The 26,705-nt window shown below is 62.0% G+C and carries 28 protein-coding genes; 15 read left to right on the top strand and 13 right to left on the bottom strand.

Annotated elements, in window-relative coordinates:
• Nucleotides 1-66: 66 nt before the first annotated feature.
• Nucleotides 67-696: a PAQR family membrane homeostasis protein TrhA gene (trhA, locus tag ACNKU3_RS02460; protein WP_418257822.1), complete on the top strand. Its 630-nt coding sequence runs from the start codon at nucleotides 67-69 to the stop codon at nucleotides 694-696.
• Between the two features lie 24 nt (nucleotides 697-720).
• Here trhA and ACNKU3_RS02455 read toward each other — a convergent pair whose 3' ends face one another.
• From ACNKU3_RS02455 to ACNKU3_RS02435, 5 genes are all read right to left on the bottom strand, one after another.
• A complete protein-coding gene (locus tag ACNKU3_RS02455; RefSeq protein ID WP_418257821.1) occupies nucleotides 721-978 on the bottom strand; it encodes a TIGR02647 family protein in 258 nt (85 codons plus the stop codon).
• Between the two features lie 72 nt (nucleotides 979-1,050).
• On the bottom strand, nucleotides 1,051-1,731 hold the full coding sequence (locus tag ACNKU3_RS02450) for a hypothetical protein (RefSeq protein ID WP_418257820.1): 681 nt from the start codon (nucleotides 1,729-1,731) through the stop codon (nucleotides 1,051-1,053).
• Nucleotides 1,732-1,809: 78 nt separating this feature from the next.
• Nucleotides 1,810-2,544, bottom strand: coding sequence for a hypothetical protein (locus tag ACNKU3_RS02445; protein WP_418257819.1), 735 nt, complete (start codon nucleotides 2,542-2,544; stop codon nucleotides 1,810-1,812).
• A gap of 369 nt (nucleotides 2,545-2,913) precedes the next feature.
• Nucleotides 2,914-4,623 (bottom strand): ATP-binding cassette domain-containing protein, encoded by a 1,710-nt coding sequence (locus ACNKU3_RS02440; RefSeq protein ID WP_418257818.1) that lies wholly within the window; start codon nucleotides 4,621-4,623, stop codon nucleotides 2,914-2,916.
• On the bottom strand, nucleotides 4,620-5,267 hold the full coding sequence (locus ACNKU3_RS02435; protein WP_418257817.1) for a TIGR02466 family protein: 648 nt from the start codon (nucleotides 5,265-5,267) through the stop codon (nucleotides 4,620-4,622). The genes ACNKU3_RS02440 and ACNKU3_RS02435 overlap by 4 nt, the downstream gene beginning before the upstream one ends.
• Before the next feature lie 192 nt (nucleotides 5,268-5,459).
• Here ACNKU3_RS02435 and ACNKU3_RS02430 point away from each other — a divergent pair, with 192 nt between their 5' ends.
• Nucleotides 5,460-6,167 carry a mobilization protein gene (locus tag ACNKU3_RS02430; protein WP_418257816.1) on the top strand — a complete coding sequence of 236 codons (708 nt, stop codon included), beginning with the start codon at nucleotides 5,460-5,462 and terminating at the stop codon, nucleotides 6,165-6,167.
• Between the two features lie 20 nt (nucleotides 6,168-6,187).
• On the opposite strand, the gene ACNKU3_RS02425 is transcribed toward ACNKU3_RS02430, so the two are convergent.
• Nucleotides 6,188-8,020 (bottom strand): tetratricopeptide repeat protein, encoded by a 1,833-nt coding sequence (locus ACNKU3_RS02425; protein ID WP_418257815.1) that lies wholly within the window; start codon nucleotides 8,018-8,020, stop codon nucleotides 6,188-6,190.
• Between the two features lie 278 nt (nucleotides 8,021-8,298).
• On the opposite strand from ACNKU3_RS02425, the gene ACNKU3_RS02420 reads away from it, so the two are divergent.
• The 6 genes from ACNKU3_RS02420 (at nucleotide 8,299) to ACNKU3_RS02395 (ending at nucleotide 15,082) form a co-directional block, all read left to right on the top strand.
• Nucleotides 8,299-9,075, top strand: coding sequence for an efflux RND transporter periplasmic adaptor subunit (locus tag ACNKU3_RS02420; protein ID WP_418257814.1), 777 nt, complete (start codon nucleotides 8,299-8,301; stop codon nucleotides 9,073-9,075).
• On the top strand, nucleotides 9,075-10,232 hold the full coding sequence (gene devC / locus ACNKU3_RS02415; RefSeq protein WP_418257813.1) for an ABC transporter permease DevC: 1,158 nt from the start codon (nucleotides 9,075-9,077) through the stop codon (nucleotides 10,230-10,232). Before ACNKU3_RS02420 ends, devC begins: the two co-directional genes overlap by 1 nt.
• Nucleotides 10,232-11,329: an ATP-binding cassette domain-containing protein gene (locus ACNKU3_RS02410; protein WP_418257812.1), complete on the top strand. Its 1,098-nt coding sequence runs from the start codon at nucleotides 10,232-10,234 to the stop codon at nucleotides 11,327-11,329. The genes devC and ACNKU3_RS02410 overlap by 1 nt, the downstream gene beginning before the upstream one ends.
• 131 nt (nucleotides 11,330-11,460) lie before the next feature.
• A complete protein-coding gene (locus ACNKU3_RS02405; protein ID WP_418257811.1) occupies nucleotides 11,461-12,291 on the top strand; it encodes a mechanosensitive ion channel family protein in 831 nt (276 codons plus the stop codon).
• Between the two features lie 182 nt (nucleotides 12,292-12,473).
• On the top strand, nucleotides 12,474-14,609 hold the full coding sequence (locus tag ACNKU3_RS02400) for a TIR domain-containing protein (RefSeq protein WP_418257810.1): 2,136 nt from the start codon (nucleotides 12,474-12,476) through the stop codon (nucleotides 14,607-14,609).
• Between the two features lie 77 nt (nucleotides 14,610-14,686).
• Nucleotides 14,687-15,082, top strand: coding sequence for a hypothetical protein (locus ACNKU3_RS02395; protein ID WP_418257809.1), 396 nt, complete (start codon nucleotides 14,687-14,689; stop codon nucleotides 15,080-15,082).
• A 46-nt stretch (nucleotides 15,083-15,128) separates the two neighbouring features.
• Here ACNKU3_RS02395 and ACNKU3_RS02390 read toward each other — a convergent pair whose 3' ends face one another.
• Nucleotides 15,129-16,055, bottom strand: a complete 927-nt coding sequence (locus tag ACNKU3_RS02390; RefSeq protein ID WP_418257808.1) for an SDR family NAD(P)-dependent oxidoreductase — start codon at nucleotides 16,053-16,055, stop codon at nucleotides 15,129-15,131.
• Between the two features lie 194 nt (nucleotides 16,056-16,249).
• Here ACNKU3_RS02390 and ACNKU3_RS02385 point away from each other — a divergent pair, with 194 nt between their 5' ends.
• From ACNKU3_RS02385 to ACNKU3_RS02375, 3 genes are all read left to right on the top strand, one after another.
• The gene (locus tag ACNKU3_RS02385) at nucleotides 16,250-17,308 is read left to right on the top strand and encodes a mechanosensitive ion channel family protein (protein WP_418257807.1); all 1,059 of its coding nucleotides are present in this window, start codon (nucleotides 16,250-16,252) and stop codon (nucleotides 17,306-17,308) included.
• Between the two features lie 20 nt (nucleotides 17,309-17,328).
• Nucleotides 17,329-17,589, top strand: a complete 261-nt coding sequence (locus ACNKU3_RS02380; RefSeq protein WP_418257806.1) for a hypothetical protein — start codon at nucleotides 17,329-17,331, stop codon at nucleotides 17,587-17,589.
• Nucleotides 17,590-17,650: 61 nt separating this feature from the next.
• The gene (locus ACNKU3_RS02375; RefSeq protein WP_418257805.1) at nucleotides 17,651-18,499 is read left to right on the top strand and encodes an SDR family NAD(P)-dependent oxidoreductase; all 849 of its coding nucleotides are present in this window, start codon (nucleotides 17,651-17,653) and stop codon (nucleotides 18,497-18,499) included.
• Between the two features lies 1 nt (nucleotide 18,500).
• Here the strand turns inward: ACNKU3_RS02375 and ACNKU3_RS02370 are convergent, their stop codons facing one another.
• From ACNKU3_RS02370 to ACNKU3_RS02345, 6 genes are all read right to left on the bottom strand, one after another.
• Complete coding sequence (locus tag ACNKU3_RS02370; protein WP_418257804.1) at nucleotides 18,501-18,935, bottom strand: limonene-1,2-epoxide hydrolase family protein; 435 nt, start codon at nucleotides 18,933-18,935, stop codon at nucleotides 18,501-18,503.
• Between the two features lie 94 nt (nucleotides 18,936-19,029).
• On the bottom strand, nucleotides 19,030-19,536 hold the full coding sequence (locus ACNKU3_RS02365) for a VOC family protein (RefSeq protein ID WP_418257803.1): 507 nt from the start codon (nucleotides 19,534-19,536) through the stop codon (nucleotides 19,030-19,032).
• Between the two features lie 64 nt (nucleotides 19,537-19,600).
• The gene (locus tag ACNKU3_RS02360; protein ID WP_418257802.1) at nucleotides 19,601-20,776 is read right to left on the bottom strand and encodes a sulfotransferase family protein; all 1,176 of its coding nucleotides are present in this window, start codon (nucleotides 20,774-20,776) and stop codon (nucleotides 19,601-19,603) included.
• Between the two features lie 13 nt (nucleotides 20,777-20,789).
• Nucleotides 20,790-22,073: a DUF1214 domain-containing protein gene (locus ACNKU3_RS02355; RefSeq protein WP_418257801.1), complete on the bottom strand. Its 1,284-nt coding sequence runs from the start codon at nucleotides 22,071-22,073 to the stop codon at nucleotides 20,790-20,792.
• A 27-nt stretch (nucleotides 22,074-22,100) separates the two neighbouring features.
• Nucleotides 22,101-22,889, bottom strand: a complete 789-nt coding sequence (locus ACNKU3_RS02350) for an SDR family NAD(P)-dependent oxidoreductase (RefSeq protein ID WP_418257800.1) — start codon at nucleotides 22,887-22,889, stop codon at nucleotides 22,101-22,103.
• 39 nt (nucleotides 22,890-22,928) lie between these two features.
• A complete protein-coding gene (locus tag ACNKU3_RS02345) occupies nucleotides 22,929-23,687 on the bottom strand; it encodes an SDR family NAD(P)-dependent oxidoreductase (RefSeq protein WP_418257799.1) in 759 nt (252 codons plus the stop codon).
• A 136-nt stretch (nucleotides 23,688-23,823) separates the two neighbouring features.
• Here ACNKU3_RS02345 and ACNKU3_RS02340 point away from each other — a divergent pair, with 136 nt between their 5' ends.
• The 4 genes from ACNKU3_RS02340 to ACNKU3_RS02325 all read left to right on the top strand — a co-directional run bounded on the left by ACNKU3_RS02340 (nucleotide 23,824) and on the right by ACNKU3_RS02325 (nucleotide 26,667).
• Nucleotides 23,824-24,465, top strand: a complete 642-nt coding sequence (locus ACNKU3_RS02340) for a TetR/AcrR family transcriptional regulator (RefSeq protein WP_418257798.1) — start codon at nucleotides 23,824-23,826, stop codon at nucleotides 24,463-24,465.
• A 205-nt stretch (nucleotides 24,466-24,670) separates the two neighbouring features.
• A complete protein-coding gene (locus tag ACNKU3_RS02335) occupies nucleotides 24,671-25,531 on the top strand; it encodes a TIGR03619 family F420-dependent LLM class oxidoreductase (protein ID WP_418257797.1) in 861 nt (286 codons plus the stop codon).
• Between the two features lie 50 nt (nucleotides 25,532-25,581).
• Complete coding sequence (locus ACNKU3_RS02330) at nucleotides 25,582-26,052, top strand: VOC family protein (protein ID WP_418257796.1); 471 nt, start codon at nucleotides 25,582-25,584, stop codon at nucleotides 26,050-26,052.
• Between the two features lie 267 nt (nucleotides 26,053-26,319).
• Nucleotides 26,320-26,667 carry a YkgJ family cysteine cluster protein gene (locus tag ACNKU3_RS02325; RefSeq protein ID WP_418257795.1) on the top strand — a complete coding sequence of 116 codons (348 nt, stop codon included), beginning with the start codon at nucleotides 26,320-26,322 and terminating at the stop codon, nucleotides 26,665-26,667.
• Nucleotides 26,668-26,705: the final 38 nt, after the last annotated feature.

The raw sequence follows: 26,705 nt of genomic DNA, 5'->3' as shown, positions 1-26,705 counted from the left end.
GGTTCTCGCGCGCCCCACTCGCCCTTACAATCGACGATCAGGTACGCAAGGCAATCGGGGTAGACGATGTATTACGGGGAACGGCTGAACAGCATCAGCCACCTGGTCGGCGCGGTCGGCGCGCTGATCGGTCTGGGCGCCCTGCTCGCCCTCGGCATCCAGAGCCACGACCCCACAATTATCGTGGGCTACACCACCTTCGGCCTGACCATGGTGCTGCTGTACACCATGTCCACCCTCTACCACAGCTTCCGCGGGCCGCGCCTGAAGCGGATCTTCCAGGTTCTCGACCATGTCTCGATCTACCTGCTGATCGCGGGGACCTATACGCCCTTCATGCTGGTCAGTATGCGCGGGAGCAACGGCACCGCGATACTCGCCCTGGTCTGGACCCTGGCGATCATCGGCATCGTCTCGGAGCTGTTTTTCAAGGGCCGCGCGGTCAAGGTCATCCAGGTAGTGATCTACCTCGGCATGGGCTGGGCCTGTTCCCTGGATTTCACCAGCCTGAAGGCCGCGCTGCCGGCAACGGGATTCAACTGGCTGGCGGCTGGCGGCCTCGCCTACACCATCGGGGTGGTGTTCTATATCCTGGACAAGGCCAGCCGGCTGGATCACGCCCACGGCATCTGGCACTTCTTTGTGCTGGTGGGTTCAGCCTGTCACTTTGTCGCGGTGTGCGGTTATGTCAGGTAGAACCCGCCACCCAGGCCGGTGATTCTACGCGCTGGAGTTTTCTGGCTGGCGGACCTGCATCATACCCGCAAGGACCTGCGCATGGGTCAGGGCTTCGATCCCCTCATCAGTCAGGTACCCGCCATCGGGCTGCGACACCAGGCCCTTGGCGTACAGGCTGCGACAGGCAGTGACCACCTCTTCGCGGGCGGTGGAATGCACCTTGAGGCCATTTCTCATACTGCTGTTGTCAAACTGCAGCAGAAAATTCAGTTCTTCGATTGCATCGGGGGCAAATAACATAAGCGGTCCTCATGATTATTATTCCGGTATTGTACCTACCCGGTGCATGAACCCGCTACAGCTATCCTGTCGCTACTTCCGGCGGGAAAAATAACGCCTGGCCAGCACCAGTATCCCGAGCGCCATTGCACCCAGGCCAAACACTGGCAGGGCCGGCACCTGCTCGACTGTTGCCGCCGGCGCGGCAGGGGCGGCACCGGGAGGCGGAGGCGTTGCATCTGCATCGCCAAAGATCGAGAACGCGGAAAGGTCAGTTCCGTCATTGGGATGCGTGTCGTCCCAGATGGTAATCGTCCACTGCCCCTGCAGGGGAATGCCGTTGAAGGCAGAAAGCGGATTCTGCGGCGCAAAGGTACCGGCTGTGGCGCCGTCGACGAGGGCCGAGGCTGCAAGGTCGGCGCCGCCATCAGAGAACGTTGCTGCCAGGGTCGCTATATTGCCGACCCCATCGGCCTGCAGGTCCATCAGGACCACGTCGACGCCGCCGTGGGAGATCTGCACAAACACGTTGTCCCAGTAGCCAGCCCCCCCATCGCCCGTTGTATCGAGGGAAACCCGTACGCCAAGTGAAGTGATATAGCCTGTATCGGCGATATCGAAATTGAGCACCACCGGCGAGGTATCGGGGACGTCGACATTGTTGGCGGAGGGTCCGGCAACATCAAAGGGTGCGGCGTAGGCATGCAGTGGCACCAGCGCCAGTGGCAAGAACAGGGCGCGGCAATGCGCGATGAGTGGCTTCCTGCTTGTCATGGTTTTTTCTCCTGTTCGTCGGCGCGTTGCCAGTATGCCGGCAATAGTGATTTAAAGGTGTCAGGGTTTTAACAGGGCTCAGATGCCCTCATCTCCTTCATCGCCCTCGTCACCGTCATCATTACCTTCGTTTCCTTCGTCGCCCTCGTCATCCTCATTCCCCTCGTCATCTTCGTTGCCTTCGTCAGCCTCGTCACCCTCGTCGCCCTCGTCGCCTTCGTCCAACTCGTCGCCTTCATCGCTTTCGTTGCCTTCGTCGCCTTCGTCGCCTTCGTCGCCTTCGTCGCCTTCGTTGCCATCGTCAGGCATTATCTCGTCGCCCTCGTCGCCCTCGTCATCCTCATTCCCCTCGTCATCTTCGTTGCCTTCGTCAGCCTCGTCACCCTCGTCGCCCTCGTCACCCTCGTTGCCTTCGTTTCCCTCATCCGCTTCATCGCCCTCATCATCTTCATTGCCTTCGTTGGCCTCGTCGCCCTCGTTGCCGTCGCTCCCTTCGTCGCCCTCGTCGCCCTCGTCGCCTTCGTCGCCCTCGTCGCCCTCGTTGTCTTCGTCGCCCTCATCGCGCTCGTCGCCTTCGTCGCGCTCGTTGCCCTCGTCGCCCTCGTCGACGTTGTCGTCCTCGTTGCCCTCGTCGCCTTCGTTCAGCTCATCGCCTTCATCACCCTCGTTGCCCTCGTCACCTTCATCGCCTTCATCGCCTTCATCGAGCTCGTCATAGGCGTCGGTTTCGCTGGGGTCATCGATACCGGTGACTTCCTCGAAAGTCGTCTCGGGTACTACGGGATCGGCCTGGGCGGGATCGGGTATGGGCATGTTAGGTCTCCTTTTGTTGTCGCACCTGAAGAGGGACAGGCGTGGTTACAGCAAATCTTGCGATGAAAAACCGGAACTTTTCTTGTCCGGGCTGCGTTATTCTTCCTGAATATTATTCAACTTGTTTTTATAACATCGCCACTTGGATTCTGCCAAGTGAATACCCGGAATTCACCTCACTCAGGAACGGGTCCTGTACCTGCCCGCGAGACCAGGGCATCAATTGCATCGGCACCAATTCCGGTAAAGGCCAGGACCAGGCAAAACGAAACTACCGCGATAATTCCCAGGGCCATTGGCCACACCAGGGACCATGTAGCGCGCCCAGGGCGTGACTGCAGCACTTCAGGGGGTGCGTGGCTATCCCGCTCAATCATGCATCGCGCGCTCCCGTTTCTTTTCCAGACTGACATCTTCGGCGAGCACACCACGCTTCAGGAAATAGCGCCTGTCCGGCTGAAAACCCGCTATCGGCACGCGGGAGGCCAGCAGGAGGGAACCGCCATTATCCACCTGGCGAGCCGCAACTTCGTTCAGCAGGCTGTCCGCGCCACCACTGGTAACTAGTGCATCGGGCTCGTCGATCAACAGCAGTTGCGGACTTTGGTAGAGCGCCCTGGCCAGCCCCAGGCGGTAGCGCTGCCCACGGGAAAACGGCTCGGCACGTGGACCTATGCGTGTCTGGTAACCCTGCGGCAGGCTCGCAATAGCGTCGTGTATCCCCGCCTGCCTGGCGGCTGCGACAACATCCGCCACGACCAGGTCCGGATCGAAACCGGCAATATTTTCCTCCAGTGTGCCGCTGATGAATTCGACCGTTTCGGGCAGGTAGCCAATATCCCGCACCGGATATCCGCGATTACGCCCTGGGCCTTCAGGGGGCCGGTACCTGACAGTGCCGGACACCGGCGCATACCTGCCCATAATGGTTTCCAGCAGCACAGTCTTACCACTGCCGGAATGTCCATTGATCTCCACCACGAACCCGGGCCCGACTTCGAGATCAATGGCATTGAGGACTCGTTGACCGGGTGAGCCTGATTTCACGACCACGCCCGACAGGTACAGCCCCCCCACACCGCCTTCCCCGGGGCTGGCGCCCCCCGCCGGATTTTGCCGGCCAATTATCCGCTGGAGATTTTTCCAGCTGACCATTGCCCGGCGAATCGAGGGGAACTCCTGGATACAATTCTCCACAGGCACCAGAACCCGGACAGCGAGAAACATACTCGCGATAGTAGCGCCCAGGGACAGCTCGCCCCGCAGCGCCAGGTACGCGCCCGCCGCCAGAACGGAGTACTGGATCAGGGAGCGAATCTGGCGGGAAAAAACTGAAAACAGGGTATTCCAGTCAGCGCGGGCAACTGACAGGTCCCGGGATACTCGCCTCGATTCAAGCCAGCGGGTATTGAAGGTCCGCGAGAAACCCAATGCGCGGATCACGCTGGCGGAGGTCATGATCGAGTCTTTCAGGTCGTTGATATTGGTCCGCGCGGCGCCGGACTTTTCACTCACCCGGTCCAGTGCGCAAGACCGCACCCACGCCAGTACCAGCAGCCCCAGGATACCGCAGACCACCGCCAGGCCGAGCAGGGTATGAAAATAGAAAACGACTGCCAGGAACACCGGCACCCAGAGGGAGTCCAGGACGGTGATCATCGCGCTGGAATGCAGGAATCCGCGAAGATTGTCGATGTCATTCAGGCCGGCAACCGGCTTGCGTGCCTGCCGTGAATAAAAACTCTGCAATGGACTCGCCGCGAACAGGTAGGTTTCAACTTCTTCCTGAAACTGGGCACCCAACCGGGCAATGATGCGCCTCCTGGCGTAATCGACAATACCCATCAGCAGGAAAAAGGACGCCACCAGCAGGAACAGCCTGAGCAGAGCGTCGGTCGATCCGGAGGGCAAGACCTTGTCGTGGATCAACAGGATAAAAACCGGCCCCGTCAGTCGAAGCAGGTTGCAGACGAAACTAAAGACCATCGCAACGCCGAGGATCAGTAACCAGCGACGCCGGTATACAAGGACTTCCGCACCGGTCCCGGTTTCACGCCAGGCCGCCGATGGGAGCGTCATTTCTTCTTGTGCTGGGAAAGGTTGAAACTGATGATGACGCGCTCCGCGTCACTGCCCGAAGCGTCACTGTTGTTGAGACGTACGCTGTGATAGAGCCAGCTGGGAAAGATGATCATGCGGCCGGCCCTGGGCATGTAGTTCACCTTGGTCCAACACTCCCTGGGCCTTTTCGTATCGGCAAGAAACCTGGCCTGGTTCATCAGGTTTACCGTACGCGGCTCGATAAACTCGATGTTGCCGGAGTTTTCCGGCGCCTGCACATAATAGACGCCACTCCACAGGCATCCGGGATGCACGTGGGCGATATTCAGGCTGCCGGGCGGATTGACGATAGCCCACATGGTGCCGATGCGCAGTTCGTGCCTGTCGGAATAACCCAGTTCGAGTGAAATGCGCGCACTCACCGAGTTGACCCGCGCCACCATGCCAGCAAACGCCTCGGACCTGTGCAGGTAATTCTTGCTGTGCCACCCGCCAAGTCCACTCACGTTGGAACGTGTGATCCCCGTGTCGTCCTGCGACCTTTCGGCCCGAATCGCCGAAAGCAGGTCACCGTTCAGGCCCTCGCAGTCGGCGAGGTCGGACTGGAATATCAGGGTGGGAAAATAGGATGATTTCTTGAAATTATCATTTTCAACCAACACTGTTCCCCCGGGGCCAATCGCTTTGCAAATAGTAGCAGTGCCTCGAGTTTACAAAACTTCTGCGGTGTGCGGAACTCCAGGCCGGCCCGACGCAAGATACCTGTGGCAAGTCGGCACTCAGACGGTAATAATTGTGCCTGATCATCAAGCCTTCCCGCTTTGCGGAAACCACCCAGACCTACGGAGTATCCAGTGAGCAGCATTCATTTTATCGGCGGCGAAAAAGGCGGCGTCGGCAAGTCGGTCGTCTCGCGCCTGCTATCCCAGTACTTTATCGACAACGGCCAGACCTACCTCGGGCTGGACGCCGACCAGTCGCACAGCACCCTGACCCGTTTCTACCCGGAGTTCACCCGCAGTATCGTGATCGATTCCTTCGAAAGCACCGACCAGATCATGGAGTCTGCCCTGGAGGATGACCTGCAGATCGTCGTCGACCTGCCCGCCCAGAGCGAGCGCTTCCTGGAACGCTGGCTCGAGGAAAGCGGCGTGCTGGAACTGTGCGGGGAGACCGGGACCAGCTTTTACTACTGGTATGTCGTGGACGACGGCAGGGACTCAGCGAGCCTGTTCCAGCGTTTCATGGGCAGGTACAGCGGCCAGCTGAACTGCATCCTGGTCAAGAATTTCGGCTGCGGCGGCAACTTCAGCGCCGTCGAGGATGTTGTCCGGGACAGCGGCAGCGCCGCCGCCCAGGCCAGCCTGCCGGGCCTGCACGCGGAAACCATGCGCAAGATCGACAACCTGAGCTTCAGCTTCTGGGCGGCGCAGAACCTGAAAGACGACAGCGGCGGCCACCTCAGCCTGATGGAGCGGCAGCGCGCCCGCATCTGGCTCAAGAAGGCCTACCAGGAAATCGGCGCGGTATTTGCGTCGTTACCGCAAAACGCAAACACCTGATCCCTGCACTGCCCCGGCCCCTACCAGGGCAGTTCAACCTCGAACTTGATGGCGTTCAGTTGCGCGGGCTGCTTGTCGATACTGCCGAGGAATTTCTGCCAGCGCGGGTCCAGGTGAAGGTTCCTGAACAATATCTCAGCGACAATGTCGGCAAGGCCGGGATCGTTATACTCGACGGCCTTGTCGAGCCAGGCGAAGGCGGCGTCGTTATCACCACAGTAGGCCAGGGCGTAGGCAATGTTGTACGCCCACTGCTGTTCGTATTTTTCCGTAAGCGTTGCCCGGGCCGCTGCCGAGGCTGCATCGTCCCCACGCGCGTGCTGGACCATCACCAGGCCGAGCAGGCGATAGGCTTCCCCCGGCTCCAGCATGGCCGCCGCCAGCGCGGCCTCTGTGTTCCCCTGCAACATTTCGGCCGTGGCGATAAAGGTATGCACGCCGAGGTAGTCGGGGGCCAGCTGCAGCACTTTCTGCAACTGCACGATGGCCTCCTCCCAGCGGCCGGCGGACAGGTAGGTAAGGCCCAGGTTGTAGACCGCTGTGGGGTCCAGGGGATCGCGGGCCACCTGGTATTCGACCAGCCGCAGGGCCTCATCGAGGCGCCCCAGTCCTTTCAGGAGGAGCGCGGCATTGCCCACCACGCCGGTATCCGTGGGCGCCAGTGTCAGCGCACTTTCGTAGTAATGGGCGGCGGCCGGGAGATCGTTATCAAACCACATGGCTACCCAGCCCAGGTAGGCATAGGCACCGGCACTCGCCGGATCCACAGCCAGTGCGCGCTGCGCCGCTTCCCTTGCCTCGGCAAAGCCCGTTGCAAATGGCACAAATCCGTTGGTTGCCTGGTTGCTGTAATTCACCGCCAGTCCCACCCAGGCGGGTGCGTAAGCCGGGTCAATGGCGAGCGTCTCGAGGTACAGTGCGTTGGAGCGGGCGAGGTTTGCCTCGGAGATGCTCCTGCCCACGTGGCGGGCCTGCAGCGCGAGCGCGTAGGCGCCCGGGTCAGTCACCGACACCCGGGGCATTGCCTCCGACAGGCGCAGCTTCAACAGCCTGACCGTCTGGCTGGCGATATCATCCTGGATTGAAAAAATATCGACGGCATCGGTCTCGTAAGTCCTGGACCAGAGGTGACTGTCCGACCTCGCGTCGATCAGCTGGGTGGTGATCCTCACCCGCTGCGCCGACTGGCGAACGGAGCCCTCGAGCACATAGGTCACGTCCAGTTCATCGGCGATCCGGGACACCGGCAGTTCCCTGTTTTTGTAGGTAAATGCAGTTGTCCGGGAAATGACCCGAATGCCCGGGATCTGCGCCAGCAGGTTGAGGACTTCCTCGGTGATACCGTCGGAAAAATATTCCTGGGCGGGATCGCTGCTCAGGTTGACAAAAGGTAGAACGACGACTGACTTGTCCCCGTAAGCCTCGCGCAGGGCCTCGCTGCGACCGGCGTCGCGCGCCGTCGCAATTGCCCGGACATGCTCTTCACTTTGCGCAGCCTCAAGCGCCGGCGTGAATACGAATTTGTCCAGCGCGAAATAACACACGGCAATGACCAGCAGGACGAGGATCAGGCGGTCGAAAAACTTTCCCTGGTAATGCGCGAGTGTTGCGGACTCCGGGATCGCGTCTTCCCGGCGCAATCCCTCCGGGGTCAGGCCAAAAGTCCAGGACAGGATAAGCGCCGGGAAAAAGCCGATTGCAAGGATAATCACCACGATACGGGCAGGTGTGTCGCCAAAGCCAAACAGTGGGAAAACGGTCTCCGCGACCTGCACAAGCAGCCACGCGCAGGCGAGGTACAACCCGGCTGTACGAATCACATTGCGACGAATGAGTTCAGAAACCAGCGACACAATTCCACCACCAACGCAGTGCCTTTCACAGATAGTCGCCGAATCCCGGGCCAAAGGAAAGTACCCGCGGGAATCGCTCAACACGCGCCCAAGATCTTTCCCGAACCTGGCAACTACTACTGTCACTCTTTCCGGCAAGGTGGAAGCAGGCCGGGATGTTCAGTCAGGCTCGAATCTGGCAAATCGCCCGGCCCAACGTCCCCCATGACTTGCGGTTTTGTTTATATCACCTAATCTTTTTTCTTCGTATGTCCGGCGAGGCAGTGCACGGAGGCATGATGTTTACACGACATATATTCGCCGGACTGGCACTACTACTTTGTGCGTCCCAGGTTCTTTCCCAGGCGCGCTCGATAACCTGCCTGGGCCGTCTCGAGCCCAGGGACGGCATCATCAACCTCGCCGGCCCCTCCAATGGCAGTGGCGTTATTCAATCCCTCGACGTCGAAAAGGGCGACTGGGTGGAGGCCGGCGACCGGATTGCGTTGCTCGACACCCACGCGCTCCGGCTGGCGGAAGTGAAGCGCCTCGAGGCTCTGGTCAAGAATGCGCAAAGCGAACTCAAGCGCCAGGAAAACCTGTCCAGAACCTCGGCCACCAGCCGGGTCAACCTGGACGATGCGATCATGCACCTGGAAGTATCCCAGGCCGAACTGGCCGCTGCCCGCGCCTACCTGGACCTCACCACGATAAGCGCGCCGGTTCGCGCCCAGGTGCTCGACATCCATGCGCGCCCGGGTGAACAGATCGGCACGGACGGCGTGGTGGAACTCGGGCGCACCGACCAGATGTACGTCATCGCCGAGGTGTACGAAACCGACATCGCCAATGTCCACCCCGGGCAAAAGGCGACCATATCCCTGCCCGCGCTCAGCGAACCCCTGACTGGCGTCGTGGAGGATACCGAACTCAGTGTCAGCCGCACCGACGTGATCGGCACCGACCCGATAGCACGCACCGATGCGCGGGTGGTCGAGGTCCGGATCCTGCTGGATGACAGTTCCAGGGTTGCCCGGTTCACCAACATGCAGGTTGAAGTCGAGATCAACCCCTGATGTTCGGCTCGCTTCCGCTCGGCATCCTGCAGCTGTGGCACCGGAAATTCCGCCTGCTCACCGCCACCCTGGGAATCGCCTTCGCCGTCATCCTGGTGTTCATGCAGATGGAGCTCAAGGAGGCCCTCTACGCCAGCGCTGTACGCTATCACGAGGCCCTCGGCTACGACCTGATCATGCTCAGTCCCAAGACGCCGCATATCGTCGCGGCCCGGGGTTTCCCCCGCAACCGGCTGTACCAGGCCCAGGGAATAAAGGGCGTCAGTTCGGTATCGCCGATCTACCTCGGGCAGGCAATCTGGCGCCATCCGAGCGAGCCGCTCAATCGCCGCAGTATCTTTGTCCTCGGCTTCGACCCGGACGACAGGGGCTTCGAAAAGCTGCTCTCGCCCACGGTTCTCCAGCGCCTGCGGCTGCCCTACCAGGTGAGCTACGACCGGCTGGCGCGCCCGGAATTCGGCCCGATCGGGCAGATGATCGACGAGGGCATGACAGTCAGGAACCAGGTCAACGACAGCGAGTTCACGGTCGCCGGGCTGCACGCGATTGGCAGTGGTTTCGCCATCGAAGGCAGCATTTTTACCTCGGACCTGAACTTCCAGCGCATGTTTCCCGAGCGCAGCGCCTCGGTCATCGAGTTCGGCCTTATCCATCTCGATCCCGGCGCCGCGGTAGAGGGAGTTCGCCGGGAAATTCTCGATGCATTGCCGAAGGATATCCGGGTGCTGACCCGCAAGGAGTTTGCCCAGCTGGAAATCGACCACTGGAGCAAGGCGACACCCACCGGTGTGGTGTTCGGCTTCGGCGTGGTGATGGGCCTGTTCGTCGGCGCGATCATCGTCTACCAGATTCTCTATTCCGATGTTCAGGACCACCTGCAGGAATATGCCACGCTGCTGGCCATGGGCTATCCCCACCGCTACCTCAAGGTTATTGTCCTGCAGGAGGCGCTGGTGCTGGCGATTCTCGGCTTCCTGCCGGGGCTGGTCCTGTCCGTGGAACTCTTTCGCCTGACCGCGGAGTCGGCGCACCTGCCCCTGGAGATGTCATTGAATAACGCGCTGACCGTATTTGCACTGACCCTGGGCATGTGTGTTTTCTCCGGCTTGCTCACCCTGCGCCGGTTGCGCAGCGTCGATCCGGCGGAGGTGTTCTGATGTCCGCCGAAGCCCTGATCTCGGTTGCCGACGTCTCCTATTTCTACGGCAATGGCGCGCTGCGCAAACAGATCCTGCACAACATCTCGGTGGATATTGCAGCGGGCGAGATCGTTATCCTCACCGGCCCGTCGGGATCGGGAAAAACCACCCTGCTGACACTGGTCGGCGCCCTGCGCTCGGCCCAGCAGGGCAGCCTCAGGGTGCTCGGCACCGAACTCAACAACAGCGCGGAACGCAGGAGGATCATGGTCAGGAAGCAGATCGGCTACATTTTCCAGCAGCACAACCTGCTCGAATGCCTGTCGATCCGCCAGAATGTGCAGATGTCGCTGCAACTCGATGGCTGCCGCGGCAGCCTGGCGCAATCCCGTATCGATGAGGTTCTCGAGCGGGTGGGCCTCGCGGAACACGGTCACAAGAAGCCCTCCGCCCTCTCCGGCGGCCAGAAGCAACGTGGCGGGATTGCCCGCGCCCTGGTCAACAAGCCCAGGATCGTGCTCGCCGACGAGCCTACCGCCTCCCTCGACAGCAAGTCCGGGCGCGACGTGGTAGAACTGATCCAGTCGCTGGCGCGGGAGGAAGGCACTGCCGTTGTCCTGGTTACCCACGACAACCGGATCCTGGATGTCGCCGATCGCATTCTCCACCTCGAAGACGGCCGCATGAAAACCCTGACCGAGGCGGTCTCCGAGGACACCAGCCGCATGCTCAACCTGCTCGAACGGCACGACCCGAACGCCACCAGCCACCTCGCGGCGCTGGCGCTGGCCCTGGCGCGGGTCGCCTACGCGGACAGGGTCGTCACCGCGGAGGAGCGGGCAAAAATCCGTGAAATCCTTGTCGCAGCCGGCAATCTGTCCACCGCGGAGGTGGATTTCGTGATGGAGTTGTCCCTGATCAACTATATGGGTCACCGGCCTCTCCAGGGAGGCCAACACGGGGACAGTCCCTTCAACGCCGAACACAGTCGCCAGTTCGTCGAATCCCTCTACGCGATCGCCAGTGCCGATGGCGAGGTGAGCGAGGCAGAAATCGGGGAGATTGAAGCCATTGCCCGCGAGTTCGGCCTGCAGGAATTTACCCGCCCCGCCTGAGCCGGTTTCGCGGCGCTGCAAAACACCAGCACACCATGGTAATGCCCCCATTTTCGCAAAAACCTTCAAATCGCCGGGCATAAATGCTCGAATAGGCAGGCGCAACCAACCCGGCACCCCGCGAGGTCACAATGGAAGAAGCACTGGGCGTCAACGTCGACACCATAGAAAAGATCTACAACACCGTCGCCGAATTTCTGGTGAACTACAGCTTCCAGGTTCTGGGGGCCATCATCATCCTGATCCTGGGCTGGATATTCGCCCGCTGGCTCAGCAAGCTCATCGTCCGCTTCTGCGATGGAAAAAAGGTCGATGTCACCCTGGCCAAATTTATCGGCTCCTGCACCTACCTGCTGATCCTGGCCTGCTTTGTCATTATCGCACTGGGCAAGTTCGGCATCTCCGTGGCGCCCTTTGTCGCCGCTGTCGGCGCCCTCACCCTCGGCGCCGGCCTGGCCCTGCAGGGGCCGGTATCCAACTACGGCGCCGGATTCATCATCATCCTCACCCGCCCCTTCGTCGTCGGCAACACGATCAGCGTCGCCGGTATTTCCGGCGTCGTCGAGGAAGTAAAACTGGGCATGACGCTTATGCGCACCGAGGACGACGAATTGATTGTCGTACCCAACCGGCACCTCATCGGCGAGGTGCTGTACAACTCCTTTGAAAACAAGATTGTGGAGGGCACTGTCGGTATCGCCTACGGCAGCGATACCGACATGGTCATCGAGACACTGACCCAACGCCTGCAGGAAATGGATTGCGTCGCCGCAACGCCGAAACTCAAAATCGGAATCGAGGACTTTGGCGAGAACGGGATCATCATCGGCCTGCGCTACTGGGTCCCCGCGAAAAACTATTTCAGCCACAAGTACGCGGTGAACGCTGTGGTCTACAGGACCCTGCAGGAGGAGAACGTTTCAATTCCCTTCCCGCAGCGGGAAGTGCGCATGGTGCAGTGACCTGCTGGTTCCCACGCTCCGCACCGCGGGACACGCCCACCTTTTGGCCTATACTTTGCCTTGACCGGATTGGCTGGATGGCATGTCCCCCAGACCGGCGTATAGCCGGTGTTTCAGTCAATGCGCGCCGGACGGTGGAAAGGTTGTAACCGGAGGGGCAACTGCCGCAGCGAGGCTGGTCATTGCACAGAAAGTATTACGCGTTCATCAGCTACAGTCACCGGGACAGGCGCTGGGCTGACTGGCTGCACCGCGGCCTGGAAACTTTCCGCCTGCCGCGCCGCATGCGGGCGCATTCTGGACGCGCCCTGCCCGCCCGGCTCACTCCCATATTCCGGGATCGCGAGGAACTGGCCAGCGCCGCGGACCTCGGCGCCCGGGTCGAACAGGCCCTGGCGGACTCGGACGCCCTCATCGTAATCTGCTCGCCGGATGCCGCACGCTCGCGCTGGGTCAACCAGGAAGTCCTCGAATTCAAGCGACTGGGCCGCGAAGAGCGTATTTTCTGCCTGCTGGTTGCGGGCGAACCGGGCGCCAGCGAGATCGCGGGACGGGAAGACGAGGAATGCTTTGTCCCTGCCCTGCGCTTCGCCCTCGAAGCGGATGGCGAACTCGGCGAGCGCTCGATCGAACCGATTGCGGCCGACCTGCGACCGGGCGGCGACGGCAGGTCCAGCGCCAGGCTCAAGCTCATCGCCGGCCTGCTCGAGGTCGGTTACGACGAACTGCGACAGCGGGAACTCAAGCGCCGCTACCGGCGACTGCTGGCGATCAGCGCGGGACTCCTGCTGGGTATGCTGCTGACAGGCTGGCTCGCGGTCAACGCGGTGCTGGCGCGGCAGGATGCCGAGAGAAACCGCGAGAAAGCGGAAGAACTTATCGGTTTCATGCTCGGCGACCTCACGCGCAACCTGCGCGCCGTCGGCAGGCTGGATGTCTTCGATGCGATCGGTGACGAAGCGCTACAGTACTTCGAATCGCTGACCGAGCAGGACCTCACCAGCCGCACGCTGGCACAGCGCGCCGAGGCCCTGGCGTTGATCGGGGAGATAGCCATCGACCGTTCGCACCTGGAGGAAGCGGTACGCGCCTTCAGCGAGTCTGTCGAGCAGGCCCGTGCCCTGTCGCAGCGCGAGCCCGCAGAACCGCGCTGGTTGTTACAGCTGGCATCCAGTGAACTGTGGCTCGGCCTTGCCCACTGGCAACAGGGAGACCTGGAAAAGGGGCTGGCACATTTCCGGCAGTCGCTGGCAGTGGCGAATTCTGCGGCCGACCTGAGCCCGGACAACCTGCAGGTTCTCAATGTCCAGTCCGGGGCGCACAACAACATCGCCCAGGTGCTGGAGCGGCGCGGAGACCTCAAGGGCGCGCGCAACGAATACCAGACGGTGCTGTCGCTGCAACAGCGCGTGCTGGCGCTCGATCCGGACAACCCCGAGTGGAAGATCGAACTCGGCTTTGCCTTCAACACGCTGGGCAAGGTGGAACTGCAACTCGGCCACCTGCAGGTGGCGCGCGAGCACTATCGACAGGACCTCGCGCTCAAGCGCGAGGTCCTCGCCTCGAATCCGCAACACCGGCTGTGGCAGCGCTATCTCGCCATGAGCGAAGCCCATATGGCGGAACTGGCGGAGTTCATGGGCGACGTCGACGGCGCTATCGACTATAACGAGCACGCCCTGGACCTGGACAGTGAACTGGTCGAACAGGAACCGGAGCACGTGGGCCGCCGCCGTTCGCTCGCCAGCCTGCAGGTGCGCCGCGGCCGGCTGGCGCGACTGCAGGGCGACCTGCAGGCGGCAGCGAGCTTGCAGGAAGGCGCGCTCCGGGACCTGGCAACGCTGGCCGCCAGCGACAGCAGCGACTACGGCAATATCCACGCAATGGCCGGCGCGCGGCTGGCACTGGCGGACACCCTCGCGGCACAGGGACTAGGGGAAGGAGCGATCACCGCGGTCCGCACCGCGATTACTGAACTACACGCACTGGCCCAGCGGGACCAGAGCAACGTACAGGCCGGGATCGATCTTGCCGCGGGCGAAATCGCGCTCGCGCGACTGCTCGATGCCACAGGCGACACTGACCGCGCCCAAACCCTCTTTACGTCGGCACTGGCGCGCATCGATAGCAACAGCCCCAAAAGCGACCCCCAGGTCCTGCACCTGCGGATCGAGGCGCTTACCGGCCTCGGCCGCAGCGTGCTGGCGCGCAATGCCGCGGCCCGCCTGCTGGCAACCGGCTACCGCCAGCCGGACTTTGTCGACCTTGCCAACACGCTGGGTGTCGCGGCAGATGCGGCCGCCTTGCAGACGGACTGAGGCTGCTATACTGCGAAAACCCGGGAGCATGGATTTACCCGGTTTCCCATTCGTATCAACGACAACGAGGACGTCCCATGAGCGATGACAAACATACGATCGATGTAACCCTTGATACCAGTGCCACTCCGCCCGTCAGCATGAATCCCGAAGAGCTGACGCTCAAAAACAAGAAGACCCACAAGGTCGTCTGGAAAGCGGCCAAGGGGAGTGACAGCTTTACCTTCCAGAGCCTGGAGATTGATTCGAACACCTATACCAATCCCACGGACAAGGGCTCCGCCACGCCGGGCAGTTGCCTGAGCGATGTCGACGTAGCAGACGACAAAATGTCGTTGAAAGACACGGTAACCACGGAGGATGTCACCTACGCCTACGTGGTGACGGTCACGGCGAATGGCAAGACCTACAGCAGCGGTTCCGGCGGGATCTCCCTGGAAGGGGGCTCTGCCAAGATTCGCAATAACGCCTGAGGCGTTCGCGGGAGCCGCCCTCAAGGTATGAGCGTCACCCGCATCTTCATTCAATATTCGCGAAAGCACCTGCCAGCAACTCATCACTCACCGCGATGAGACGGGCGCGCGCTGCGCTGTCGTATGCCTGGGGTTTTGCCTCGGCCTCGACAAAGACGTTGAAGAACTTGCCGGTTCCGACGTCCTCGTCAATCAGCCGCACCAGTGCATCCCTGCCGGTATCCACCGACGAGATCGGCTCCATCCCCGCCTCGATCACCATGTCCGTATCCATCAGGTCGGAGGGATGCATGGCATTGATGACAACACCGCGGGTCGCGAGGTCAGCGGCGAGGTAAAACGTCATCATGACCTGGGCATTCTTGCTCTGGAAATAGGCCTGGGTCCCCGAATAGCCGGTTTCCAGCATCAGGTTGTCGAAGTCGATGGGGCGCTGCCCGGAGGCGACGTTGATGATCCGGCTGGGCGCGCTGGCTTCGAGCAGCGGCAGTAACTGCCTGGTGAGCAGGTACCCGGCCAGGTAGTTCACCTGGAAATGCAGCTCGTAGCCATCCCTGCTCAGCAGCCGCTGCTCTTCGTTGGGCAGGAAGATACCCGCGTTATTGACCAGCACGTCGAGACGCTCATAGTCCCTGAGGATGGCGCTGGCAAAGTTACGGACCTCTTCGAGACTGGCGAAGTCCGCCGGATAGAAGCGCGCGCTGCCCCTGCCCCGGGCCCGGATCTCTTCCACCAGTTCCTCGCCGCGGGCGACATTGCGTCCGTGCACGATGACATGGTCGCCCTGCCCCGCCAGGGCCTTCGCGGTTTCCCGGCCCAACCCCCCGGTGGAGCCGGTAATGAGCACAATACGCTGGCCCTGGGCCGGGACGGCGCTTTCGGCGTAGGCATTGTTGGTAGAGAACATATTGGTCACCAGAAGGATTAACGCCAGTACCAGGTACTGCCAGAGCCATGGAATAGCTACATTCATTGCCTGCCACCCTGCATAAGGCCTCGATAATGTCAGGCTGCAACCCCTGGCGCCAGCTGTCAAGCGAATGCCCGTCGATGGCGGCCTGGATGTATTCACCGGTAAAGCGTGGCGCATTGCAAAAGCCTGGCGTGGTGTTACCCGGAATGATATTTGCATCGATCCGGTGCGAACTGTGAAACCGCGGGGCTCCGATGGCACACGTATCCCTGGGCACATTGCTGCTTCCCACCTGGCTGGTCCTGACAGCCGGAGCACTTGCCTCAATATGCGTCATGCTGGTCTGCAAGCGCATCGTTCTGGTGCGCCTGGTCAGGGTGGCGGATCGCTCCGCCTGGCGCTACGACTCACTCCTGTTGAATGCACTGAGCCTGCCCCTGACCATAGCAATCCTGGTACTGAACCTGTGGGCACTGGATTTTCTCCTGCGCCATTTCGGGGTACGCGAAAGCAGCCTCAACGGCAACGCCGTACTGGTCGCCAGGATTCTGCTGATTGTCGCCGTACTGGTATTTATCGAGCGCCTGTGCGTAGGGCTGCTGCGGATGCATGCGGACGACTCGGACGCCCTGCGCAGCAGCCGTACCATCCTGGTGGGGATTGCCCGCGGCCTGGTACTGGGTATTGGCGCCTTGATGGTACTTGGCACCCTGGGCATTTCCATCACCCCGATCGTCGCCTCCCTTGGCATCACTTCGCTCGCGGTCGCCCTCGCCCTGCAACCGACCCTGGAAAACTTCTTTTCCGGCGTGCAACTGGTGGTCGACAAGCCGATCCGGGTAGGTGACTTTATCGAACTGGAGTCGGGGGAGCAGGGATTCGTCGACAGGATCGGCTGGCGCTCCACCTGGATTCGCATGCTGCCCAACAACACGATCATCATGCCCAACAGCGTGCTGTCCGAATCCAAGATCATCAACTACTTCTACCCCGCCCCGGAGTTGTCGGTACCGGTAGACGTAGGCGTCCACTACAGTTCCGACCTGGAGCACGTCGAGCGGGTCACCCTGGAAGTCGCCCGGCAGGTCCTGCGGGAACACGAATGGGGTGTCGACGACTACGAGACTTTCGTGGTGTACCACACCTTCGACAGCTCCAGTATCAATTTCACTGTCATGCTGCGCGCCCAGGAATACTACAAGCGCTTCTGGGTCAAGTCGGCGTTCATCAAGGCTCTCCACCGGCGCTACAACGAGGAGGGTATTGTGATACCTTTCCCGATACGTGCCGTGAACACGACCCAGGAATCCTGATAGAACCGGGAGAGAACATAATGATAAAACTGGCAATCATCGTCGCCCTGGTAGCCGCCGGCTACTGGTATTACAGCGGCGCCTGGCAGGCAAGAATGCAGACGCCGGAACAGCAGGCACAGGACAACGCCCGCCTTATGGAGCGCTGTATGCGTGAGGAAGGCCGCATGGCAGCCGGTGCGGGACTGGCCGGAATGGCCAGCGAGACCGGTGACCTGCAAACCCTCTGCGCCGACAAACTCGCGCTGCAGATGCGCGACGGTCAATGGATTCCCCGCTGACCGGGAATCACTACGACACCGGGGTTAACCGACAACGCCCCAAATACCTGTTGGCAGGGATATGCAGAAAACAATCCTGATAACCGGCTGCTCCAGTGGCATCGGCGCCGCCATGGCGAGGGAATTCCAGCGGCGCGGGCATCGCGTCTTCGCCTCGGCACGACGGCCGGACGGCCTGGCGCCGCTGGCGGATGCGGGCATCGAAACCCTGCCGCTGGACGTGAACGATGCGGACTCGGTAGCGGCAGCGATGGCGTATATCGGCGAGTGCGCAGGACACCTGGACATGCTGGTCAACAACGCTGGCCTGTCGCGGGTGGGTGCCGCTATCGACCTCGGCAGGGAGGACCTGCGGCAGCAATTCGAAACCAATGTCATCGCCCCGATCGCACTGGCCCGCGCCGCCCTGCCCCTGTTACTCGCCGCCCGCGCTGGCGGTACAGGTCCCCGGATCGTCAATGTCGGCAGCATCGTGGGGCTTTTCACCACACCCTTTACCGGCGCCTACTGCGCGAGCAAGGCGGCCCTGCACGCGCTCTCCGACGCACTGCGCATGGAACTGGCGCCCCTCGGTATCCGGGTGATCACCCTGCAGCCGGGTGGCGTGCTTTCTTCATTTGGCGACAACGCCGAGGCCGGCATCCGCCTGCCACAGGATTCGCTGTACCAGCCGATCGCGGCGAGCATTCACGCCCGCTCCCAGGCGGGACAGCAGAACGCGACGCCGACCGAGGCCTTTGTCGCACCGGTGGTGACGCAATTGCTGGGCAAGCGGCCACCGGCGGTCATCCGCGGCGGCCGCGGCAGCATTGCGCTGGTGTGGCTGCGGCGCCTGCTGCCGTTGCGCGTGTTCGACGCGGTGATGGCGAGGAAATTCGGGCTCGCGAACTGGCAGCCCGGCGGGCGCTGAATCAGACCTCGTTGGTCCAGGAGGGCAGCCCCTCCTCCTCGGTGACGGTTTCTCCCGCCAGCAGGCGCCTGACCATGCCCATGTCGGAGTAATCGCGCCAGTGGCGAATTTTTCCATCCTCGATTTCAAAGATGCCGAGCAGCGGCAGGCGGGCATCGTGGCCGTTGACGCCGACAATGTCGACGCGCTCGGTATAGACCCGGTTTTCCGCCACGCCGAGGTTGCGAATGAGGAAATCACAGGTGTCCGGGAACATGGCCCAGACCCCTTGCGGGCTGGCGAAGTGATCCAGTACCGCCTGCTTGCCGTGGTAGACTTCCAGCCCGACATTCATGAACTCGATGCTCTCCGCCAACAGCGGCTCGAGGGTGCTGGTGTCCCGGTCACTGACATTGGCACAGAACGCGCGGACAATTTCTTCGGGGCTCATCGGCATGGGTGTGGGTCCTCTTTCCGGGGCAGGTCGGCCTGCCGCATGTTTCGTATTATTGTCGTTACTGCGGGTCGGCAGTATCGCCTGCGCCAGGGTCTCACCACACAGGCCGGCCCTCGGGCCAGCCTACCAGTTGCCAGGCCTCCGGACTCTTCCAGGTAAACTCGACATAGTGTCCGAGCGTGGCGCGGCCATCCAGGTAGATAAATACCAGGCTGGGGAGCGGATTCTTCGTGGACCTGGGGCCCTCAAAGGCCAGCGGCAAACCCAGCTGTTCGATCTCCGCACGCATCACCGCTTCGTCATCCCGCCGCAGCGAGATGTGGTGGAAGCGCGGCACCGCGTCGCTGCGATCCTCCGGCAGCATCGTCAGGTAATGGTCCACATACCCGCTCACCGGTTCGATCAGTTCCACGTTGAGCCCGCCGGCCCAGAATGACGCAACCCGGGTCACCAGGGGCTGCAACCCGGTCGGTGTATCGATCACCATTTCCGGATCGAAGCGATCAAAGTGTTCCACGCCGAACCGGTTGCCGACAATCTCCATCGCGCGGTCGAGGTCGTGGGTAACATAGGCATTTTGCATATGGCCGTGCAGCAACATCGGATTCTCCTTCTTACCTGTATTCAGGACTTTAAGAAAGTCCGGACGTCAAACCGGGCGCGGACTACATGCCGCGCCATTCCTGTGCAATCTGGCCGAAGGCCGCTTCCACTGCGTCGCGGCTCCAGCCGTAATCTTCCAGCCGGTAGCTGTAGGAACCGAGTTTATGGCGGGGATTGTCCCGGTCCCACTGGCGCATGGCCGCCTCGCCCTCTGCTGACAGCGGCATGTCGTGAAGCGCATAGACTTCGCGGGCCACACTCAGCGCATCTGAGACGCAGCGGTTGTAGGGTGCGCGTACCAGGCGCAGGCGGTCGCCCAGCTCGCACACCTGACGCTGGTAGCGCTCCAGCTCATAGACCCAGTAGGCGACCAGTTCATCCGCCATCTGCCGCGTGTCATAGGTGTCGAAGGAGTTCTGCATAATCTCCCCCATCATGCGCATGCTCGAACCCATGGTGGATGCGAGATCGCGCTGGGAAATCACGAAGGTCGCGTTGGGGAACACTGAGAGCATTTCCGCGACCTCGCCGGTATGCCCCGGGTTCTTCAGCAACCAGGGCCTGCCGCGCTTGCCGCCGTCCTGCCACTGCAGGTACTGCAGCATTTTCTTCAGCCAGGTCAGCGGCGATACCCGGTCGACCCCGCGCACCCAGTCGAGAAATACCGGGTCCGGCGCGGTGATGTACTGCATGACGTAATCGAAATTGGCCAGCGGCACGAAACTGGATTCATCGGCTTCCAGCGCATTGAACTCGTGCATGATCTGGTAGCTTTCGCCAGTGTTGGTGACCGCGGCCATCATCTGCCTGGTCCACTCGATGCGCGGCGTGGGATCTCCGGCCGCTTCCCCGGGAAACGGGGCCGGGTTGAACATCCGGTAGGTGTGGGTCACCTGCAGGTTGGGATCGGCGGAGAGAAAACGCTGCAACTTGGTCGTGCCACTGCGCGGCAAACCCAGTACCACAATCGGGTCGGACACGTCCTCCTCGAGGATTTCCGGGTGTTGCTGCAGGTCGTTCTCGTAGCGCAGGCGGTTGACCAGGAAACGCACGTTATTCGCGTGCATGCCCATCAAACCGCGGGCCGACATGTCCAGGCGTTCGGGAATTTCCAGCACCTTGCGCAGGTTGGGAATAAAGGAAAGGTCGCTGAATTCCCGCGCCGGCGCCTCGCGCAGCGCGGTCTCCAGCAGCGGCTCCAGGGTGAGCGCGTGTTTCAGTGCGTCGATATCAGTCATGGTCGGCAGCCCCTCAGAAATCGCCGCAGCGCCTGCGGTACACGGAAAACAGGCGCCGCTCCAGCAGGCGCTGGCGTTCCTGCGCCGTGACCTGCGCGGTGCCCGGCGGCAGGTAGTCGTGGACGTTCGCCAGCGGGACCGTCCGGAGTTTCGGCCTGGCCGGCGTGCGCGCGGCGCGGAAGAATCGAAAAGCGATCAGGTGCAGATGCCGCCCGGAGGCATCCAGCCAGTTGGCGACGCCGGGGTCCTTCCAGCTGCAGACGATGCGCAGTTTGCCGTCGGGGTCCGTGTGCACCTGCTGCGTATTCAGGGAGGACATACGCGCCCACCAGTCGCCGGGTTCGTACTGCATCTGGAACAGCGCGGTGTTCCAGTACAGGGAGCCCGGGTCCTCGAACTCGATGATCACCGCTTCATCCTCCGCGCAGCGGAAGTGCCCCGGAAAATAATTGGTGCCTTCGAATGCCCCCGGAATCACCAGTTCGGCGATTTCCTCCGCATCGGCGTCGAGGTGCGCCTGCACCCCGGCCCGGTAGAAATCCGTGTGCACCCGCAGCAGGTCGACCAGGCGATTCAGCCGGGTTTCAGCGCTTGCGCGGTCCAGCAACTTCGCCGGAAAGGACTGCTCATCGACGGTCAGTACCAGGTCGGCGGGATTCTCATTCTCCCAGTCGCCGTAATACTGGCGGCTGTGCAGTTCGCAGGGGCCCTCGGGCAGTTCCAGCCAGAGCGCATCGCCGAGCTGCGCCGGGCGGGTTCGCGACAGAACGATCTCTACCTCGCAATCGGCCGCCAGTTGCGCCGGGTAATCGAAGTTGTTGAGCATCGCGTGGGTTTTCCAGCCGACCAGGTCGCAGGCATGCCCCTGGTAGACCGTCAGCTGGAACACGGTCGCCGAACCGCGGTTGCCGCGTATCCGGTAACTGTAGTCACCGTGTAGTATCGCGGAGTGGTAGACACAGTCCGGGGACGGCAGCTGGAACTGCACCCGGCTGGTCCCGCTCATCTTGGTGAGGTTGGGATTGGCATAGTCGGCTTCCATATAGGCCGCGTGGCCGAAGCTGATATCGCGCAGCAGGTGGCGCAGGGCCTCGTGGGTATCGAGTTCGCGGTCATCACCGGGCCAACCGCTGATATGTTTTTCCAGCTTGTAGCGCATGGCGTCCACCAGCTTGTCCAGCTGCGCACTGGCGTATGCCAGCGCGCCGGCGTCGGTGGAAAAATCTGCTGGTGCGCTGTCGGCGCCGCTCCTGGCGGCAAAGCGCTCCTGGGCCATCGGTGTTTTGGAGTCGGTCATGGGTACTTCCCCGGTGTCAGCTGTGTGTCAGTAGTTGCCTGGTCCGCTGGCCGGCCCGCGCAGGCCGGAGCCGGTAATCGCGCCGCCGTCCACGGGCATGGCGATGCCGGTGACGTAGGCGGATGCCGGGGACACCAGGAATTCCATCACTGCGGCCATCTCGTCCGGTTCGGCGCAGCGCTGCAGGGGAATTCCCTTCACCAGTTCGCCCATGATTGCCGGGTCGATGGCCGGATCCTCGAGGAAGCTGGTCATGCCGGTTTGCCGGGTCAGCCCCGGGCAGATGGCGTTGATGCGGATACCTTCCCAACCGACATCGCGGGCCACGCTCTTCACCAGGCCGACAACCGCGTGCTTGCTGGCCACGTAGGCAGCGTTCTCGATCTCTCCGGCCAGTCCGTGAGTGGATGCGGTGACCAGGATGGCGCCACCGCCGCGGCGGCGCAGGGCAGGCAGGGCACTGCGGATGCCGAGCGCCGTCCCCATCAGGTTGACGGCAATCACCTTTTCGAAGTCGGCCCATGCGATCTGCTCGAGGGTGCCGCCCATCGGAACCGCCGCGTTGAGGACCACGGCATCCACGCCGCCAAACTGCTCTTCCGCGGCGGCGATGAAATCCTGGTTGGCTTGCGCGCAGGTGATGTCCGCGGCGAACGCCGCGACGTTGGCCACCTGTTCTGTCCACACGAGGCGCCCGGCGTCGCGATCAACCGCCAGCACCTGCCAGCCACTGCGCGCCAGGCGCTCGCACACAGCCCTGCCGATGCCGCCCGCGGCACCCGTCACGACGACAGACAATAGTCTTTCTTCCTGCATAGATAACTCCGGCATGTGAACTGCCCAGTGTTTATTGTTCTAGCCCGCGGCAATCTGCCAGCCACCGCTGGAATCGATGACCTGGCCGGTAATCCAGCCGGCCTGCTCGCTGGCGAGAAACAGCACCAGTAGCGCGATGTCATCGGGAGTACCGATACGCGCCATCGGCGTGCGGTCGATCAGGGCCTGCATGTGTCCCGGTGAACTGGCCAGCCCCTCCGCCGCATACTCACCGAAGGTAACCCCGGGAGCCACCGCGTTGATGCGCACCCCCAGTGGGCCGAATTCCGGCGCCAGCGCCCGGGTCAACTGGTTGAGACCCGCCTTGGACGCACCGTAAACGGCGAGATTGTCGGAAGGTGTTGTGGTGTAGCGCGAGGCGGTGGAGGAGATATTGACGATATTGCCGCCACTTTCCCGCAGCAGCGGCAGTGCGCGCTTGATCAGCCTGACCGTGGAGGTGAGATTGGTGGAATAGATCGCCTCGATTTCCTCGTCGCTGGTTTCCGCGAAGGGTTTCCACAACTGGCAGGCGGCGTTGTTCACCAGCACGTCGAGGCGACCGTACCGTTCCACCACGGTGTCCAGGGCGCGTTCCTGGTCGGCGGTGCTGGTGAGGTCCATCTGCACGTAGCTGATCGCTTCCGGTGCCAGCGCGGCCACCTCCTGCAGCGGACCCTCCCTGCGCGCGGCGATCACCACCTGTGCGCCCTCCGCGGCAAAGCGTTCGGCGATGCCGCGACCGATGCCCGTGCCCGCCCCTGTGACCAGGGCGACCTTACCTGCCAGTTTTGCCATTGCTGCGACCATTATTTTGACTTTATCTGCGCATCATATTACTTTAAGCGATACAGCTTAAACACTTTTTGCAAAATTTTTCCGGCACTTCAGCCTGCGCACACAGGCATTGCCGGCACGGTCAAGGAACAGGCACTTGAACAGGGACTCCCCCTCCTCCGCACCAGGCAACCTGCAGGATGCCATCCTCGACGCCACGGAAACCCTGATTGGCCGGCACGGCAGCGACGGCGTCTCCCTGCGCCAGATTTCCCTGGCCGCGGGCTCCGCCAACAATTCCGCCGTGCATTACTACTTCAAGAACAAGGACGGCCTGATCCGCGAAACCATCAGGCGCCGCTCATCCTCGGTGGACCAACGGCGCCGGGACGTCCTCGGCAAGTTGTTGAAAAAGGGCTTCGAAAAGGACACCCGGGCCATCATGGAAGTACTGCTGCGGCCGATTGCCGATGAGACCAACAAAGAGGGAGAATGCTCCTACGCGGCATTCCTGCTGGCATTGCGGGTGTTCAACGACATCTCCTACTGGCGCACCATCGCCGATTCACCGGAGATCACCCGCAACCTCTACGAGATGCTGCAGGACAGCCTGCAACCGGTCCCGGCGGAAATTGTCGAGTTGCGTTTCCTGACCGCGTTCTCCCTATTCCTGATGTCGGTTGTCGACTGGGACCAGTCGCGAAGCTTTTCGCGCAACCTGATTTCCTCGCGGGAGGCCTACCTGCAGCACAGCCTGGATTTCGCCACCGCCGGCATGCAGGCTCCCTGGAGCCCCTAAGTATTCGGGCCCGGGCACCAGCCGCTGGCAGGCCCCGGAAATCTCAGCCGCAGTCAACTCTGCGTTCCGCGGCCACCAAGAAACAGCCGGCGCCGTGTATTGCATGGCCGTCGACGGGGAGTAGAATGCAAAGTCACTAAGCTATTTAGCTTAGGGTGATCAGCAGCTCACGAAGCTCACAATAACAACAGGAAAGGGCGCAGCCATGAAAATTGGTGTCATCCCCATCAATATCGATGTCGCCGGCATCGAGGACATCGTCGGCATTGCCCGGCACGCCGAAGCAGCCGGCTGCGAATCCGTGTGGACCGCGGAGCACGTCATCATCCCCACCCGGCTGGAAACGGACTATCCCTATTCGCAAAGCGGCGAGATGCCGCTGGGCGGCGACATGAATTTTTTCGACCCCCTGGTCACACTCAGCGCGGTCGCCGCGGCAACCAGCACCCTGAAACTGGGTACCGGCATCAACATCCTGCCGCAGACCAATCCCCTGCTGTTCGCCAAGCAGGCTGCCTCACTCGACGTCATCTCCGGCGGCCGCCTGATGCTGGGCCTCGGCCTGGGCTGGATGCGCGAGGAATTCCGCGCCATGGGCACGCCGTTCGAGAAACGCGGGGCGCGGTTTGACGACTACCTGCAGGCCCTGCGCAAGGCCTGGTCCGGGGAGGAAGTGAACCACCAGAGCGAGTTCCTCGACTGGCGCAATTTCCGGAGCTTCCCGATCCCGGTGGCAAAATCCGACCTGCCGGTGTTTATCGGCGGGCATGCCGGCAAGGCCTTCCTGCGCGCGGCCCGCTACGGCCAGGGCTGGTACCCCGCAATTTACAGCGCGGCGGAACTGGCCCCCAATATCGACCGACTCCGCGCTGCCTGCGCCGAAGTGGGCAGGGATTTCAACGAACTGGAAATCACCAGTGTCTGGGCCAACACCGGCGGCCTGGATGAACTGCGGCGCTTGCGCGACCTCGGTGTCAGCCGCGTCACCGTGCCGCTGCAAAGCCTTCCCGGCTCCGCCATCGACGGTATCAGCTGGCTCGCCGATGAGGTTATCGGCCGGCTCTAGCCAGCACAGTGGAAGGTAACCCTGGCCCACACATCACAAAGGAACACACCATGCTTTTGACCGATTGTTTCCAGACCGCCTATGTCACCCGGGACCTCGACCGGACCGTCGAACTGATGAAGACACGCTACGGGATCGAGGACTTCCTCCTTATCGACCCCGAAATCGATGTGCTGACGCCGGAGGGCATGCGCCACTCCCGCTGCCGTGCCGCCATGGGCTGGGCCGACGACAAGCACATGTTCGAGATCATCCAGCCCCTGCCCGGCGCCACGGTGGATATCTATTCGGAGTACCTGCCGGACGATGACAGCCCCCGCTTTCACCACATCGCGGTGCGCACCTTCGACTGGGAACAGACACACCGCCAGGTGCGCGCGGAAGGCTGGTCGATTGCCGTCGAACACCACATGCCGGAGGGGCTCAATTTCATGTACGTGGACTGCCGCGCGACCCTCGGCCACTACGTCGAATACATCTGGGCCACGCCCGAAATGTGGGCTTTCACCGGGGGTAAATAATCCCGGGTTCCCGGTCCGAGGGCGGGACCGGGTACTGCTGTAACGGCGACCGGCGAGGCTATTGCCGACAACCGGGTTTGCTGCTATTTTTCCGCCACTCTGGATCGGGGCCCGGCCCCGTAGCGAAACCAGAGGGCGTCTCCACGAACCGGCCACCCGGCCACTTTCGCGCCTGTCCTGGCGCTTCTTTACTCGGCGGCACGCGGATACATCGCTGTAATTCCAGTTTTCGAGTGTGCAAAAAAAATGAGTAGTGAATCTGCGTGTATGAGCTGCGGGGCATGCTGCGCGTTCTTCCGTGTGTCGTTTTACTGGGGAGAGGCACAAAGCGCCGGCGGCAGAGTCCCCGACAACCTGACCGAACAGGTCTCCCCGACGCGCTCCTGTATGCGGGGCACCAATGACCGGTCGCCGCGCTGCGTCGCGCTGCTGGGTGACGTCGGCAGCGGGGTGCGCTGCACCATCTACGAAAACCGCCCCGCCCCCTGCCACGATTTCAGGATCAACGGCGAGCAGGGCCTGCCCAATCCCGATTGCGACAGGGCGCGCGCAGCCTATGGACTCGCGCCGGTTGAATTCTACCCGCTGGTTTCGCCGGAAACTGAAATCGCCTGAAACCGTTCCAGCACAGCGGCCCGGGCCGGGCGCGGAAT

It is taken from the genome of Haliea sp. E17 (assembly GCF_048323675.1).
Taxonomy (GTDB): domain Bacteria; phylum Pseudomonadota; class Gammaproteobacteria; order Pseudomonadales; family Halieaceae; genus Mangrovimicrobium.
Note: the sequence above shows the minus strand (reverse complement) of the source record. Positions and strands in the feature narration are given on the sequence as shown.